This is a genomic window from Peribacillus phoenicis, from assembly GCF_047238085.1.
Lineage (GTDB): Bacteria > Bacillota > Bacilli > Bacillales > DSM-1321 > Peribacillus.
The window spans coordinates 5115269-5131345 of sequence record NZ_JBDFMF010000001.1; the positions used below are offsets into that span (position 1 = coordinate 5115269).

Genomic DNA, 16077 nt, shown 5'->3' on the forward strand with positions numbered 1-16077 from the left:
AAAGGAGTTGAAGGAAAAGTGAAAAATGAAATCATTGAAAGATTCACTTCTTATGTGAAAGTGGATACCCAATCGAATGAGGAAAATCCCTCATGCCCTTCTACACCCGGACAGCTGACCTTGGCAAATGCATTGGTCAAGGAACTTCAATCCATTGGGATGAAGGATGTGACAATTGATGGGAACGGCTATGTCATGGCAACCTTGCCAGCCAATTCAAATAAGGATGTCCCGACAATCGGTTTCTTGGCCCATGTCGATACAGCAACGGATTTCACTGGAAAAGATGTAAAACCGCAAATCGTTGACAACTATGATGGCAAAGTTCTTACTTTACATGAAAAATTGGATGTCATTCTTTCACCTGATGATTTTCCTTCGCTTAAGAACTATAAAGGGCATACCTTGATTACGACGGATGGGACAACCCTGTTGGGAGCAGATAATAAGGCTGGAATTGCCGAAATCATGACTGCCATGGATTACTTGATTCAGCATCCGGAAATCAAGCATGGAAAAATCCGTGTTGCTTTTACTCCCGATGAGGAAATCGGAAGGGGACCCCATAAGTTTGATGTAGATGCTTTTGGTGCCCAATTTGCCTACACCGTGGACGGCGGCCCACTTGGAGAACTTGAATATGAAAGCTTTAATGCAGCATCGGCCAAAATCCTGATCAAAGGGACGAATATTCACCCTGGTACGGCTAAAGGAAAAATGGTCAATTCAGCCAAAATCGCAATGGAATTCCATAATAGGCTCCCAGTGGCGGAAGCACCGGAATATACGGAGGGTTACGAAGGATTTTATCATCTGCTTTCATTTCACGGTGATGTGGAAGAGACCAAGCTTTCTTACATCATCAGGGATTTCGACCGCCAAAAATTTAATGACCGCAAGGAATATATAACAAAAGTAAGCGAGGATTTAAAAGAAAAATATGGGCAAAACCGGATCCAGCTTGAATTACACGACCAATACTTCAACATGAAGGAAAAAATTGAGCCCGTTAAGGAAATCGTGGATATTGCCCATGAAGCAATGGAGAAACTCGATATAAAACCGAAAATCTCACCAATACGCGGTGGTACGGACGGTTCTCAATTATCTTATATGGGACTGCCAACACCCAACATCTTTACGGGCGGGGAGAACTTTCATGGCAAATATGAATTTATTTCCGTCGATAATATGATACTGGCCACTAAGGTTATCGTTGGCATTGCATCGCTTTTTGAAGAAAAGGCAAAGTAGCATGATACCTGTTTATTGAAAAACCCCCAGACTCCAAGTCTGGGGGTTTTGATTCAATATTAAGCGCGTGTCCAGTGACGGTGCTTGGCAATTGCCTCGATAAAGGCATAACCACTATTTTTATCCGTAATAGCTACAATGCCTCCGGCTGGATCATTGGAAACGATGCCTGCCTTCGATAAGATCTCGGCTCCTTCTTTTCCCGCTCCAATCGCTTTGAAATGATTGTAGGCTTCATCAACAAAGTGAATGGGTTCCTTGGACGCCTTTAAGAAATCGACACTCTCCTGGCCTCCTGCCACATATACAGCATCGAAAAGTACCGAATCGGCTGTCAGGAATGTCTGATTCACCTCGACCTGCTGTCCTTCAGAACTTGTAATCACTCCACGATTATGACTGATGATTTCAGCCGTTATACCTGCCGATTTAAATGATTCCAAGATTTGATTAACCTCTGACCCGTTGAAACCATCTGCAGCCAAGATTGCCACTTTTCTTGTTGCCGCCGTGTTCACTTTCATTTGCTCCTGGCTTAAAGCCGGAGATGCCAATTCCATTTTAACCTCACTTTTGTTGGCTGGAGGATTCACGCCCACTCCAGTAGCGATTGTTTTGGCCAGTTCAACATCTACATTGCTGAACATCTCGACAATTTGCTGCTGAACGTCCTTATTTTTCACTTTTCCCACTTCAAAGTGGAAAGCCTGTATAATATGCTCCTTCTCCACTTCCGTCATGCTATTCCAAAATAGTTTAGCCTGGCTGTAATGATCCTTGAAGCTTTCACTGCGCTGCCGGACCTTCCTGCCATCGACTTTTTCCTGGTAATGTGCATAGCCGCCTTCCTCTTCCGAAGCAGGTTCAGGAGAGTTGCCTGCAAGAGAATTTTTGTGGTAGCTGACCGGCCCTGGATTTATTGACATTCTGTGCATGCCATCGCGCTGATTATTATGGACGGGGGCAACTGACCTATTAATCGGAAGCTCATGGAAGTTCGGTCCTCCCAACCTGGATAGCTGGGTATCGGTGTATGAGAATAAACGTCCCTGAAGCAGCGGATCATTTGAAAAATCAATACCAGGTACAACATGCCCCGGATGGAAAGCTATCTGTTCCGTCTCTGCAAAAAAGTTATCCGTATTTTGGTTCAAAACCATTTTTCCGATTATTTTAACCGGGATTTGTTCTTCCGGCCATAGTTTAGTAGGATCAAGGATATCAAAGTCGAATGTGAATTCATCTTCTTCCTTAATCATTTGGACGCCAAATTCAAATTCAGGATAATTTCCGGTATCTATCGCTTCCCACAGATCTTGGCGGTGAAAATCAGGATTCTTCCCTGCAATTTTCTGTGCCTCATCCCAGACAAGGGATTTAACTCCCAGTAGAGGCTTCCAATGAAATTTAACGAAATGGGCAACGCCTTGTTCATTTACAAAACGGAATGTGTGGACACCAAACCCTTCCATCATCCGGAAACTTCTCGGTATGGCCCTATCAGATAGATGCCACATGACCATATGTGCGGTTTCTTCATTGTTGGCGACGAAGTCCCAAAAAGTATCATGGGCAGACGCGGCCTGAGGTATTTCATTATGAGGCTCCGGTTTAACCGCATGGATTAAATCCGGGAACTTAATGGCATCCTGGATAAAAAATACCGGAATATTATTTCCGACCAAATCATAGTTTCCTTCCTCCGTATAAAACTTTGTAGAGAATCCCCTTACATCACGGACCGAGTCTGCCGATCCGCGGGAACCCGCCACAGTGGAGTAACGAACGAATACTGGTGTCTTGACTGAAGGGTCTTGAAGAAACTTGGCTTTTGTATATTCGGTCATCGGTTCATATACCTGAAAATATCCATGTGCTCCAGATCCACGCGCATGGACAATCCGCTCAGGAATACGCTCATGGTCAAAATGAGTCATTTTTTCACGAAAATGAAAATCCTCCATTAAAGTTGGACCACGGGTTCCAGCTTTCAAAGAATGCTCATCCTCAGAAACACGCAAACCTTGGTTAGTCGTCATCTTTTTCCCATTATCGTCCACTCGATATTGATCCAACTGCTGCTGCTTACTTTGCTCATCGATTCTTCCGCTTTCATTTGCTTTCGTCATCCCACTCATTCCCCTCCATGTCTAAGAATTCAGATTTAATCGTGTTGTTTATTGTCTACAGGATCGTTGACCTCCACTCCAGGCACTCGCTTTCCGCGGGCGGTCCGCGAGCCTCCTCGGCGCCTTTGCGCCTGCGGGGTCTCCCCTTGACTCGCTTTTCCCGCAGGAGTCTCGCACCTTACGTTCCAATCAACTTTGTTTTAAAATTAGATAAACCCCTTTTTTCTACAAACAGATGTATTTATTGTTTCGAAATAATTGCGTCATCCTTCCTCATATACCACTCTGTTTTAATGGATAAACAGAATTTGGAGAAAGAATCTTCACGGTGTAGGTCTGTCCTGGGGTAGCTCGAATTATTTCAGGATAGGTTATCAAAACGTATAAAAAGCTAAATCTATCTAATAGTTTTCCAATTAAATTATCACTAAAAAAGAGCAATAATATACAGACTAAATACCTAATATTAATAATTTTTCTTAATACTTTTATTGTAAATATAAAAATAGCTCCTTTTTATAGTACAAATGGATTATCATAGTTATTATAATTTATTAAAAGGAGGGTATTGTCATATGAGTAAACTCTTTGTACCAAAGGTTGTAATTTTTACTATTTTTATTTTATTATTTTCAACGGTTGGTGAAACATTTTTAGCCTTTGCTAATACAACTGATTCATTAGAAGATTTTAGAGAAAAATTTGAGAATGAATCATTATTAGAAGATTTAACTTATAATGAATTAGATAAGTTAAGTGATACAGAAATTGAAGATTTAGGAGTAAACACAGATAATGGTGCTGAGGAATTTAACCATGAAATACTAGATGAAAATTTTGATTTTGAAGCTTCGGTTGATAATTTAGATATATCAAAAATGAATGAAGTTGAAAAAAAAGAATTTATAAAAACAATTGAAGAAGCAGCAGCAATTTCTGGTACTGAGGAAGTAGAGTTATTAGAAGAAGCACTTATAGGTATTTTTGATGGAAATTCAGAGACATTTAATGATTTAAAGGCTGCTCAAGAACAATTAGAAGAAAACTATGTAGAAAAGTTAGAATATGAAGAATTAGCTTTATTCTCTAAGGCAAAAAACTTACTTTTTGGTTCAGAGAAAGTATATGCATCTAATAAACAAAAAGGAAAAGTAAGAGTTGGTGTTTACTTTGCAGGGTCTGTTTTCAATGTAGCAATAGGTGGAGTAGTTGGTGGGGGTGTAAGTGCAGTAAAAAGTTATATAAAGAAGAAAGGAAAAAAAGCAGCTACCGAAGGAATATCTAGGGTAGCTACAGCTCAAGCAAAGAAGCTTGGGATTCAAACGGTAAGAGGAGTTGCCATAGCAACAGTAATTGGTGGTGCTGTCAGTTTTGCTTTAGACTATGCAGATGTTGGTGTAGCCATAGCAAAATTTTTAGATTCTAAGGATTGGTATAAAAATAATGGGTGGATTGATATAACAAAATGAAGTATTTAAGATATTTATTATATTTAATTATTACGAGTGTAGCGTTCTATTATGTATCCATGTCCATAACTCAGGATAAAAGTTTGGTAGGAATAATAATAGGTTTTATAATAATGTTTGTAATTGTTTTCCCGATGATGTATTTAGAATTTATAAAATTTCAAAAAAAATAAAAGAAGCTTTTTTTAGCAAGAAAAAAGCGGTGGAGGTTTACTCTCAAAACTTCCACCACCCCACTTTTTTCTACAGGAACGTTGTTTTCCACTCTAGACACTCGCTTTCCGCGTGCGGTCCGCTCTCGGCGCCATTGCCCTTCGGGGTCTCCCCTGGACACGATTCCCCCGCAGGAATCTCGTTCCTTACGTTCCAATCAACTTTTTTTAAAAACTAGATAGAACCCCTTTTGCCTACAAACAAACAGAACCAACTTTAATTGGTTATCCTTAGTTAGATAACCCTCCCGCTTCTTTCTCTTTTAGTTCTTAAAGGCCTCTGAAACCTTCAAAAGCTTGCCTTTTACTTTCGTATTTTTCATCACTTTCAAGACAAGCGGTCCCTTTTCATTCAATATTTCCACATAAGAAACATTATCCTGGATCGTAATGATCCCGATGTCCTCTGCATTCACTCCATCAATCTTAGCGATGGTTCCGACAAAATCCACAGCCCTGAGTTTCTTTTTCTTGCCGCCATTAAAATACAGCTTCATGATTTGTTTATTCAATTGTTCACTTTTATCTTTTTTGATCTTTGGACGAGCTTCCAGTTTCGCTTCGAATTCCATTTTTTTATTGGAGACTTCCTCTTTTGAAGGAACAGTCATCTTAGGGATTTCAAAACCGATATAGCTTTGAATCTCAGTAAGGAATTTGTCTTCATACGGCGTCACAAAAGTAATGGCCTTTCCTTTTTTACCGGCTCGTCCAGTTCTTCCAGTCCGATGTACGTAACTTTCCTTTTCCAATGGCAGGTCATAGTTAATCACATGGGTTATATTATCGATGTCAATTCCACGTGCAGCAACATCTGTCGCAACCAAATAGCGGAATTCACCTCTTCTGAATTCATTCATCACTGCAAGGCGATCTTCCTGAAGCATGCCGCCGTGAATCATATCACACGGATATTCCAGTTCCAGCAGCTGTTCACATATTTGGTCCACCCTATCTTTTGTCCGGCAGAAAATGATACAGCTATCGGGGTTTTCCGTGATGGTGACGTCCCTAAGCAGGGAAAACTTATCATCTTCCTTCACTTCAATAAGAGCATGTTCAATTTTCTCCGTCGTTAATCCCTTTGCTTTGATTTCAATATCCAAAGGATCTTTCATATATTGCTTGCATAGCTTTTTTATACTCTCAGGTAACGTAGCAGAGAACAGCATGGTTACTCTATCTTTCGGAAGCTCTTTAATAATGGCTTCCACTTGTTCAATGAAGCCCATATTCAGCATTTCATCCGCTTCATCAATAACTAAATGAGTTAAGCGTTCCAAGGCGAATGTCCCTTTCTCGATATGATCCAGAACACGCCCCGGGGTTCCAACGACTACATGGCTTTTTTGTTTCAATTCCGCTTTTTGCAGTGCGAATGGATGTTTTCCATAAACCGCAGTAGCCTTTATCCTCTTAAATCTGCCAATATTCGTAATATCCTCTTTAACCTGCACGGCAAGCTCACGTGTCGGTGTTAAAATAAGCGCCTGAGGCTTATTCTCCTCCCAATCGACCATTTCGCAGATCGGTATGCCGAATGAAGCGGTCTTGCCGCTTCCCGTTTGCGATTTTACGACAAGATCACGCTTTTTCAGCGCCACTGGAATCACTTCACGCTGTACCTCGGTTGGACGATGATATCCCAAGCTTTCTAATGCCCTTACAATTTCATCGCTTAATGTATAATCAGTAAAACTTAATTCATTCATATAACAGCCTCTTTTGTTGTTTAGTATGTTGCCTTATTGTTTCCATAATCGTAATTTCCTTATACAGATTTCTATTATACGCGATATGCATCGATAAACCTTGTAATATCCAAATTCAATTGCTTTATTTCAATATAATGAAGCGTCCGTCTTCATTAAAACAAGGGTCATCAGGATCTCATGATCAGAGTTAATCAAAATGGACCCTGCTTCTTTCAATATGCTAAAATATGTATGAAATTGCGTAAAAATAGGGTGTAGATTCTAAACCGAAGTCCAAAAGGAGAGCTGATTTATGATAATCGTAACGAATAGAATCAGAGTCAAAAAAGGGATGGGGGCAGTCATGGCCCCAGGATTTACTGCACCAGGTCCACTTGATACTATGGAAGGCTTCGTAAAAGTTGAAGTATTATTAACGCAGAATTTGTCGGATCACGATGAACTGAGCGTTAATATGTACTGGGAAAACCTAGATAACTTTACTGCTTGGAGAAATAGCGATGCATTCAAAGCTGCACATAAACGGCCTGAACCAGGTTCCGGTGAAGCAAAAAAAGAATCTCCAATTCTAGGCAGCGAGCTTACTACTTATGAAGTCGCCTCAGTAAAAGAAATAGCTAAATAATAAAATCACACCAAAAGAGGCCGCAAAATATGCGGCCTCTTTTTGATGGGGTTTCTGGCTTGGGTCTCTCTTAATAAATTATTGGGCTTCAGCTTTCTTGATTTGTTTACTTCTAAGCTGACCGCAAGCCGCATCAATATCCGTTCCATGTTCTTGGCGAATTTTACAATTGATGCCTCTCTTTTTCAGCGTATCATAAAACGAGAGAACGGACTCTTTTTCACTTCTTTGGTATTGGCTATGCTCATCTACAGGATTATAGGGGATCAGGTTGACATAGAGCCGATGTTTTTTGTCATCAAGAAGATCGGCGAGTTGCTCGGCTTCTTCTTGATGGTCATTAACATCTTTCAATAGGATATATTCGATCGTAATTCTCCTATTCGTTTTCTCTAAATAATAATCAAGAGATTTCATTAATTTTTCTATCGGTATACCTCGGTTTATTTTCATGATTCGTGTCCTGAGTTCATTATTCGGCGCATGTAATGAGATGGCCAGATTCACCTGTAATTGGGTATCGGTGAATTCATAAATCTTATTGGCAAGACCGCTCGTTGAAACAGTAATCCGCCTAGCAGCGATAGCAAGACCCTTATGGTCCATGAGCACCTTCAAAAAGTCTATCATGTTTTCAAAGTTATCGAACGGTTCGCCAATCCCCATTACAACAACATGACTTACAACATCCTCTTGTTCCAATTTATCCAGATGCAGTTGAACGTTCATGATTTGTTCCACTATTTCCCCGCTGGATAAATCACGGCTTTTGGCCAATAATCCACTTGCACAGAAACTGCAGCCAATATTGCAGCCCACTTGGGTGGTGACACAAACCGAAATTCCGTATTTATGTCTCATCATGACCGTTTCGATAAGGTTTCCATCCTGTAATTTAAACAGAAACTTGATCGTACCATCCGCTGATTCTTGCTTAACGTGCTCAGTCAAAGTCTGGATGACAAAGTGCTCTTCAAGTAATTTTATGCAGTCTTTATTAACATCCGTCATTTCAGAGAAACTCGTCACACGTGTTCTATAAAGCCACTCCCAGACTTGGGAAGCTCTGAATTTTTTATGGCCATGGTCCGAAAGCCACGCTGTCAATTGTTCGAATGTTAAACCATAAATGGACTCTTTATTCATTCGTTACCCTCTTTTCATTACATTAAGATTTAATATGTTAACCTCGGAATCAGTTCTTTCATTTATGATATGGTTCATTTCTATTTATCCGATAAGCCCGATATATTTGCTCCACAAGAACCAGTTTCATCAATTGATGCGGAAAAGTCATTTTCGAGAAGGAAAGGGCATAATCGCTTCTTGATAACACCTCGGTGCCAAGTCCAAGCGACCCGCCAATAATAAAGGCAATTTTGCTCTTTCCATAAGTGGCGAGCTGATCCATATGAGTGGCCAGCTGCTCTGAAGTAAGCTGTTTTCCATTGATTTCAAGCGTTATCACGTAGGTGTCCGGGCTGACTTTAGCCAGAATTCGTTCACCCTCCTTTTGCTTTACAATGTCCATGTCCGCTGCACTCAGGTTCTCCGGAGCTTTTTCATCCGGTACTTCAACAAGTTCTATATTAGCATAGGCACTTAACCTTTTTGTATATTCAGCAATACCTTGCTTTAAGTATTTTTCCTTTAGCTTGCCAACAGTAATAATCGTTATTTTCATATATATCCTCTAACTTTCATTATGGTTTTACTATCAGTTGTCGGATTTGCCTACCTATTATCATACCTTACAGTGACCTATAAGCAAAACAAGCATATCCTTTCCAATTTTTATTTAAAGGGGTTCCATGACCCTTCAAATAAAAACCGCTGCCCCTGAAATCGGCAACGGTAAAAAATTTCGATCGATCAAGTTAAGATCCGATAAAGAATTATGCTGGATTTCCAAGGATCCATTTTCCAACAGAGCTTCTTTTATTTGAACAACAAAAAGCTTGAATCTAAACAATTCCACCCTCAGGTTCATTCTTCGAAAAATGTTAAGAACAAGTTAAGAACAGGTTACAAACATGTTATCCACAACAGTTATCCACATATCCACAAAATCTATCCACATCTTGTATGGGAATATTAGTTCCCTACTAGATATATTGCCACGTTTCGACAATATTCACAGGTTGTTGATAACTGATTTTCTTCAGGAACCAGCGTTAAAACAGGATAGGTTTCACACTCGTATACCACTTCATCCAGCGCCATGTCAACATGCTCCTGACAGCAATATAATTTCATCTTTCATATCTCCTTTCTCTCTCATTTCATTATTCCAAGTACTTCTGTTCCCAATTATCCACAGGTTGGGTGAACTCCATTAATTTCTTTATATATCCACAGGTAATCGTAACAAAAAATAAGAAAATCGCAAGGAAATATAAAGGACAGGAAGCATTGCCCGCCCCCTGTCCGTTTGCGTTTTAGATTTCGCTGCTTGAAAGCGTGACTTCCGTAGTTGCCTTCTTTCCGTCACGGTAATAAGTGATTTTAACTTTATCACCGACTTGTTTTTCATTGTAAAGGTATTTTCTTAATTCGACGACATCATGGATTTTTTCATTATCCATTCCAACTACGACGTCAAATTCCTTCAATCCTGCTTTGGATGCTGGAGAGTTGCTTTGAACGCCTGTTATTGCAACGCCAGAAGTAACTTTCCTTGGCAGCTTTAATGTATTTTGTTGATGGTATTGGGAAATTTCTTCTACAGATGCCAAGTTCACACCCAAGAAAGCACGTTTCACTTCACCAAATTCCTCTATATCATTAATAATCGGGATAACTGAATCGATTGGGATGGAAAGAACCGATTCCTTCCACTGCATTTTCTGCAATCTTCATCGAATTTATTCCGATGACCTGCCCTGACATATTAACGAGTGCCCCCCCGCTGTTACCTGGATTAATCGCTGCATCGGTCTGAATGACCTCCGCATTCCAATCCACTTGGCCGTCCTCATTGATATCGACCTCTATCGTGCGCTCCAAACCGGAGATGATTCCTTGTGTGATCGATCCAGAGAATTGAAGGCCTAGTGGGTTACCAATGGCAATTACAGGCTCACCAGGTTTCAATTTGTCGGATTTTCCGAATTCTGCAATGGTTTTGATTTTATCACCATTCACGACAATGACGGCTAAATCTGTCCATGGGTCACTGCCTTGTAGTTCAGCTGGCAATTTAGTGCCATCACTTAATGTCACTTCCAGTTCATTAGCGCCTTCAATGACGTGATTATTCGTGACGATATAGGCCTTGCCGCCATCTTTTTTGTAGACGACTCCCGAACCTGTGCCGGCTTCTGCCGAACTGTCCTCGGCGTTGCTCCCTTGACCCCAGAAGTTCGTTTCCTGAATGTTTGTGATGCCGACCACTGCGTCGCTGGCTTTATCAACGGCATTGGTGACGGCACTTGTTACATCAACAGTAAGGTTTTGCTGAGCCTGCTCCGTGGACTCACTTCCCGTTGATTTTTCGGTTGTAATTTCGTTATCATCGTTATTTAACAGTCCACTTCCCGGAAAGGCTAATAAAATAAGTAAGGCCCCGATAATGGCGCCCCCCAAGCCTGCTAGAAAATAGCTCGTATGGCTCTTTTTCCGTTTATTTTGGTTCTCATCATTCTGATCATAATAACCCAAGACCGCCCCATCCTCTCATTTTAGGAATGAATTATAGCAATTCTATTGTTTGGTATCCTCCCTCAATTATACTCAATTACCGAATTTTTTCTAAAAAAATGCATGCTTTTATTTAAGGGAAAACTTAAAATTGACTAATATACAGCCATTTTTCTTTTACCTATACAGTTCTAACCAAACGATACCCCTTTTAATCCGATTCGTAACTTACGAATCGAAATTTTTAAAAATAAAAAGGAATGGACAAGGTATCCCTCATCCATTCCTTTTATTTATAATGTAACAAGTTCCGTTGGTCTTTTCGGGTCAGTATCATATAAGGAAAATTGTTCACCTACGATGATCCCCTTTGTCTTTAACGTTTGTTCCACCGACATTCTTGCTAGATCCTTCATATTGTTATCAAGGCTTAAGTGGGCCAAGTAAATCCGCTTGGTCTTATCACCGGCCACTTCACTCATGGCAAGGGCGGCGTCTTCATTACAAACATGTCCGACATCACTTAATATCCGGCGCTTGATGCTCCATGGATATTTACCCATCCTCAGCATGGACACGTCATGGTTACTTTCGAATACATATGCATCGGCATTAGAGATGATTCCTTTCATCCGATCACTTACGTACCCTGTATCGGTAATGACCACAAGTTTCTTATCGTCATGATGAAACACGTAAAACATCGGCTCTGCCGCATCATGTGAAACGCCGAAAGATTCTATATCAAGGCTGCCGAACGTTTTGACCTGTTCCATTTCAAATGTGAATTTTTGTTCGGTTGCAATTTCACCGATCGATCGATCCATGGCATTCCATGTTTTTGCATTCGCATATATCGGGAGTTTATGTTTTCTGGCAACCACGCCAAGACCTTTAATATGGTCGCTGTGTTCATGGGTAACAAGGATACCGGATAGCTTTGACATATCACGGCCTATATCCTGAAACAACGCTTCCAGGGCTTTACCGCTTAAGCCGGCATCGACGAGGAATGATTGATCCTCCGTTTCCACGAAAAAGGCATTTCCTGTACTCCCGCTTGCGAGAACACTAAAATGCATTGTCATCTATACTCACTCCAGTATTTTTTCTTCTGTATTCAATTCAATGACCTCTCCATCAAAAGCGTTCACGAAGAGATCCGTTTCGTCATCAATGACCACCCACCATGTTGGCACAAGTAAATGTGACACAGATGTCGTCTGCAGCGAATTGTAAAAACCTAATTTTACATTCGTGACTTTGCTTTTGGGAGCAATATCATCATTATCATACAATGCTCCAATAGCAGTTAAAGCAGATACCAATTCTTTAGGTTTGTTGAATTTTTCGATCCCCTCTAAATACATCTGTTCATAGGAGACGATTTCACCCTTCTTGTTCAGATATAAAGTGACCTTACCCTTACTATTATTATAAAACATCTTTTTATCTGCCACTTGATAGCAGGTGATGGTCTGGCTTATTTCATCATAGCTCCAAAAATGATACTCGCTTCCATTTAATATATACTCCTTCAGGAATATATCAAGGTCTGCAGCATTAATTTCCGCTTTCATGCCAACCGGTATCTTAAATGTACCCACAAGCTTCTTATCATCGATGATTTTTGCTTTTTGATTCTTTAGGTGCTGTATATCTTTCTTCTCGAAGGTCTTGCTTTGGGCAATCAGGAATTGATCCTTCAACTTTTGTTTCGGAAGTGGGGTTTCTATTGTAATCTCATCTTCTTTTAAAAGTTCATCCGTAAGGGGCTCCGTAAAGCTTTCTAATTGGGAGTCATTAATCTTTTCCAGGAATTGATAAAGAAGAAAAATATTCAAAATGAAGAAAACCATGATGAATATCGACTTTGTATTATTCCAATCCACTTTGATCGCCTCCTTCTTCAAAAGGCACAATAAACCATTTATCGCCGATACGATAATACCAAGTGGGCTCGAGTGTAACTAGAGTCACAAGTTTGGAATCGAGGGATTTATTCAATCTATAACCAATCGAGATGTCCTCCACGCTTTTGAAATCGATATTATCTTTCGATTTCAGCTTATTCAATACTTCTTTACCGCTTGGTAAAGTCTTTGGTGATCCTTCTGACGGGAGGACTGAGTCAAGTGAAAAGTACGGGCGGTCATAGCTATAAATTTCTTCTTTCCCCCAAATTTGCTCGATTTCAGTCATTCCATAATCATTGAAAGCCGGATAACCATTCACGAATAAGCGAAATACCACTCGTTGTTCATTCTCCGACATATAGGCAAAGCGGTAATTGTTATCTTCCCAACCAGCATGATCATTGATGAAATCGATGCTTTTTTGCAGAAGGTCACTGGACCTGCCAAATAACTTTTGTGCCGGATTGATATAAGAAATTAAGTAATTCTCTTTATTGACCGTCATAAGTCTTGTTCCATCCGTGTATTCCTCACCGACCGAAACGGATTCCTGGCGTACGAACTTCGGATAGTTAAATAACGCATTTTTCAAGTTTCCAATATCCAAATAGTCAATATAATATTCAAGTCTGTTGATCTCCACTGGGTTTTCCGGGACGAACAGCGTCCTTTTGCTGTTTATCGTTTCGGCCGTGTATTCAGGGTGCTTATCGTAGGAACCCCTATAAAATGAATCCATGAAATTCCTTAGTTTTTTAGAGTCCACCATAGCTTGATAAATCTTCTCTTGATCATAGGAAACAAAATAAACGGCAGATTCATTACCGCTGATATCCTTTTGTTTAATGATGATTCGATCAAACGAAAATTCAGGCACTTCCTTATCCGTTATATTCAATACCGTTTTATAAAGAGCGATGGGAATATCATCGGAAAATTCGATTTCAATCGACCCATCTTCATGGACAAAATCGTCAAATTTCCTTTGCAGCCTTTTTACGGATACCTCTTTTAAGCCTCTGAAACGCCATTGCGAAAATTGTTTTTCCATTTCATTAATTTCTGCCGGATTGGAAGTCTGGAAATGCTGCCCATTGCCATGGAAAAGGATACTGACTGGTTTAATGACATCACTGACAATCTGGACATCGCTTTTAATCTTTATAAATTCCGACGATTGTTCAAATAGATCATATTCAGGCTCGTAAGTCCAAATGCTCCATGTCAAAAAAATGCTTGTCCCAACCAAAATAATCAGTATGATACTTTTTGCACGTTCAAAATTCATGACCAATCATCCTCTTCTTCCTGTTCGTAAGGAAGTGTAAAGAACACGGTAGTTCCTTTTCCATCCACACTTTCCGCCCATATTTTCCCGCCATGCGCCACGACCATCTCTTTTGCAATCGCTAAACCAAGCCCTGTCCCGCCTAAGTTACGGGCCCTTGCTTTATCCACACGGTAGAAGCGGTCGAAAATTTTATCAATGACGTTTTTCGGGATACCCACTCCTTGATCTGTAATGCTCACAATGATAAAGCCATCAGATGCCCTGACGCGGAAAGTCACTTGACCCCCTTCAGGCGAGTACTTTAATGAGTTGGAGATTACATTATAGAGAACCTGGGTAATTTTATCTTCATCAATATCCACAAAATAAGCTTCCTTCGGCAAATCACGCTTAAACGTGATGTCATCATTTTTCGTCATTTCAAAACGATCGATGATGTGGTCATAGAATTTATTGAAATTCACCCAGCCTGTTTTAAGCCTGTAATCTTTACTGTCCATTTTCGAAAGCTGTAACAGATCATTAACAAGCCTGATCATTCGCTCCGTTTCATTTTGGGTCACACTTAAAAAGGATGGAGCGATTTCCTCGTCCTTCCATGCACCTTCAGCCAATGCCTCCAGGTAACTTCTCATCGTCGTTAGCGGAGTTCGCAGTTCATGTGATACATTGGCAACAAATTCCCTGCGTTCACTCTCGATTTTCTCTTGCTCTGTTATATCATGCAAAACAGTAATCAAACCATTAACGAATCCCGTTTCCTTTTGAATGACCGAAAAGTTCCCCCTCAAAATGAAAGGCCGATTTTTTTTGCTGTAATCAAGGATTACGGACTCTCGCTCTTCCAGTAAATCATCAAATTTATATTCTTCTTCAAGACCCAAAACCTCAATGATCGGTTGATTCATGACGGTTTCACGCGAGACATTCAATAATTGTGCCGCAGGTTCATTAATCAAGTTCACCCGACCGCGCCTGTCCGTTGAAATTACGCCATCCGTCATATTGGCCAGTACAGATGATAGCTTCCGCCGCTCTCCTTCTGTACTTGATTGCGACTCTTGAAGCTTTTTGGTCAAATTATTGAAAGTGACGGCAAGCTGGCCAATTTCATCATCGCCATATACCCTGACTTTTCTGGAGAAATTCCCTTTTGCCATCACCAGGGCCTGTTTTCTCATATCAGACATTGGTCTAGTGATCGTTCGTGCGAGCAGGATCCCCAAGATCGCCGTAATGACTAAGGCGATGGCCGTACCCGTCATGAAGATGCTATTGATTTCATCCATCTGCTCAAAGACATTTTCCATCTCAGCTATTACATAGACGGCACCAATGACCTCCCCATTTGCTTCAACGGGTGTCGAAAGGACCCAGAGCCGCATGCCTGTTTTCTTATCCCGAAATATATCATTATCTTCTTTTCCATAAATGAGCGTATTCTTGATAAGGACCTCTGTTGTCTTCTTCCCTACAATATCCTGGTTACCTCGGGCTGAAGTACCGATCACGCGTCTGCTGCGGGTGTCGATGACACGTACTTCCGAAATATCATTCGATGAATTATCCCGGTCTTTCAATATCGTATCAATCGCTTCTTCGAGGGTTGGATCTTCCTCTCCCCTCTCTTTTTCCATTTCTTCACCAATGCTGTAGGTAAGCAGGTTAACGTGGCCTTTTATTGATTTCGTAAAGTTCCCGACAAGATTTTCTTCCAATTCCCCAACAAAATATACCCCGATTATTTGCATCGCCACGAAAATGAGCAAAACATAAATCAGAACAAATTTAAAATGGATTGAGCGAAAAAAACCAACCTTTTTCATA

The 16077-nt window shown here is 40.5% G+C and carries 12 protein-coding genes and 1 pseudogene; 3 read left to right on the top strand and 10 right to left on the bottom strand.

Annotation, left to right across the window (positions count from 1 at the left end):
• Positions 1–18: 18 nt before the first annotated feature.
• Positions 19–1254: a peptidase T gene (gene pepT, locus ABC374_RS25350; RefSeq protein ID WP_413020437.1), complete on the top strand. Its 1236-nt coding sequence runs from the start codon at positions 19–21 to the stop codon at positions 1252–1254.
• A gap of 59 nt (positions 1255–1313) precedes the next feature.
• Here pepT and ABC374_RS25355 read toward each other — a convergent pair whose 3' ends face one another.
• Complete coding sequence (locus tag ABC374_RS25355) at positions 1314–3383, bottom strand: catalase (protein ID WP_413020102.1); 2070 nt, start codon at positions 3381–3383, stop codon at positions 1314–1316.
• A 575-nt stretch (positions 3384–3958) separates the two neighbouring features.
• Here ABC374_RS25355 and ABC374_RS25360 point away from each other — a divergent pair.
• A complete protein-coding gene (locus ABC374_RS25360; RefSeq protein ID WP_413020103.1) occupies positions 3959–4852 on the top strand; it encodes a hypothetical protein in 894 nt (297 codons plus the stop codon).
• A 475-nt stretch (positions 4853–5327) separates the two neighbouring features.
• On the opposite strand, the gene ABC374_RS25365 is transcribed toward ABC374_RS25360, so the two are convergent.
• Positions 5328–6776: a DEAD/DEAH box helicase gene (locus tag ABC374_RS25365; protein WP_413020104.1), complete on the bottom strand. Its 1449-nt coding sequence runs from the start codon at positions 6774–6776 to the stop codon at positions 5328–5330.
• Positions 6777–7071: 295 nt separating this feature from the next.
• Between ABC374_RS25365 and ABC374_RS25370 the strand changes: the two genes are divergently transcribed.
• Positions 7072–7404: a heme oxygenase gene (locus ABC374_RS25370; RefSeq protein WP_350300804.1), complete on the top strand. Its 333-nt coding sequence runs from the start codon at positions 7072–7074 to the stop codon at positions 7402–7404.
• 78 nt (positions 7405–7482) lie between these two features.
• Here the strand turns inward: ABC374_RS25370 and rlmN are convergent, their stop codons facing one another.
• From rlmN to walK, 8 genes and pseudogenes are all read right to left on the bottom strand, one after another.
• Positions 7483–8550: a dual-specificity RNA methyltransferase RlmN gene (gene rlmN, locus ABC374_RS25375; protein WP_413020105.1), complete on the bottom strand. Its 1068-nt coding sequence runs from the start codon at positions 8548–8550 to the stop codon at positions 7483–7485.
• Between the two features lie 58 nt (positions 8551–8608).
• A complete protein-coding gene (rlmH, locus tag ABC374_RS25380; protein WP_350300806.1) occupies positions 8609–9088 on the bottom strand; it encodes a 23S rRNA (pseudouridine(1915)-N(3))-methyltransferase RlmH in 480 nt (159 codons plus the stop codon).
• Between the two features lie 410 nt (positions 9089–9498).
• Positions 9499–9660, bottom strand: a complete 162-nt coding sequence (locus ABC374_RS25385) for a CxxH/CxxC protein (protein ID WP_065310847.1) — start codon at positions 9658–9660, stop codon at positions 9499–9501.
• 182 nt (positions 9661–9842) lie between these two features.
• A pseudogene (locus ABC374_RS25390) lies at positions 9843–11064 on the bottom strand (S1C family serine protease).
• Between the two features lie 272 nt (positions 11065–11336).
• The gene (locus tag ABC374_RS25395; protein WP_350300808.1) at positions 11337–12131 is read right to left on the bottom strand and encodes an MBL fold metallo-hydrolase; all 795 of its coding nucleotides are present in this window, start codon (positions 12129–12131) and stop codon (positions 11337–11339) included.
• A 6-nt stretch (positions 12132–12137) separates the two neighbouring features.
• Complete coding sequence (locus ABC374_RS25400) at positions 12138–12935, bottom strand: two-component system regulatory protein YycI (protein ID WP_350300809.1); 798 nt, start codon at positions 12933–12935, stop codon at positions 12138–12140.
• Positions 12922–14247: a YycH family regulatory protein gene (locus tag ABC374_RS25405; protein WP_350300810.1), complete on the bottom strand. Its 1326-nt coding sequence runs from the start codon at positions 14245–14247 to the stop codon at positions 12922–12924. The genes ABC374_RS25400 and ABC374_RS25405 overlap by 14 nt, the downstream gene beginning before the upstream one ends.
• On the bottom strand, positions 14244–16076 hold the full coding sequence (walK, locus tag ABC374_RS25410) for a cell wall metabolism sensor histidine kinase WalK (RefSeq protein ID WP_413020107.1): 1833 nt from the start codon (positions 16074–16076) through the stop codon (positions 14244–14246). The genes ABC374_RS25405 and walK overlap by 4 nt, the downstream gene beginning before the upstream one ends.
• Between the last annotated feature and the right edge of the window lies 1 nt (position 16077).

Bases quoted from the DNA above. Each gene is read 5' to 3' on its own strand.
- rlmN (WP_413020105.1), bottom strand. From the start codon at position 8,550: ATGAATAAAGAGTCCATTTATGGTTTAACATTCGAACAATTGACAGCG.
- walK (WP_413020107.1), bottom strand. From the start codon at position 16,076: ATGAAAAAGGTTGGTTTTTTTCGCTCAATCCATTTTAAATTTGTTCTG.
- ABC374_RS25370 (WP_350300804.1), top strand. From the start codon at position 7,072: ATGATAATCGTAACGAATAGAATCAGAGTCAAAAAAGGGATGGGGGCA.
- ABC374_RS25355 (WP_413020102.1), bottom strand. From the start codon at position 3,383: ATGACGAAAGCAAATGAAAGCGGAAGAATCGATGAGCAAAGTAAGCAG.
- rlmH (WP_350300806.1), bottom strand. From the start codon at position 9,088: ATGAAAATAACGATTATTACTGTTGGCAAGCTAAAGGAAAAATACTTA.
- ABC374_RS25360 (WP_413020103.1), top strand. From the start codon at position 3,959: ATGAGTAAACTCTTTGTACCAAAGGTTGTAATTTTTACTATTTTTATT.
- ABC374_RS25395 (WP_350300808.1), bottom strand. From the start codon at position 12,131: ATGACAATGCATTTTAGTGTTCTCGCAAGCGGGAGTACAGGAAATGCC.
- ABC374_RS25385 (WP_065310847.1), bottom strand. From the start codon at position 9,660: ATGAAATTATATTGCTGTCAGGAGCATGTTGACATGGCGCTGGATGAA.
- ABC374_RS25365 (WP_413020104.1), bottom strand. From the start codon at position 6,776: ATGAATGAATTAAGTTTTACTGATTATACATTAAGCGATGAAATTGTA.
- ABC374_RS25405 (WP_350300810.1), bottom strand. From the start codon at position 14,247: ATGAATTTTGAACGTGCAAAAAGTATCATACTGATTATTTTGGTTGGG.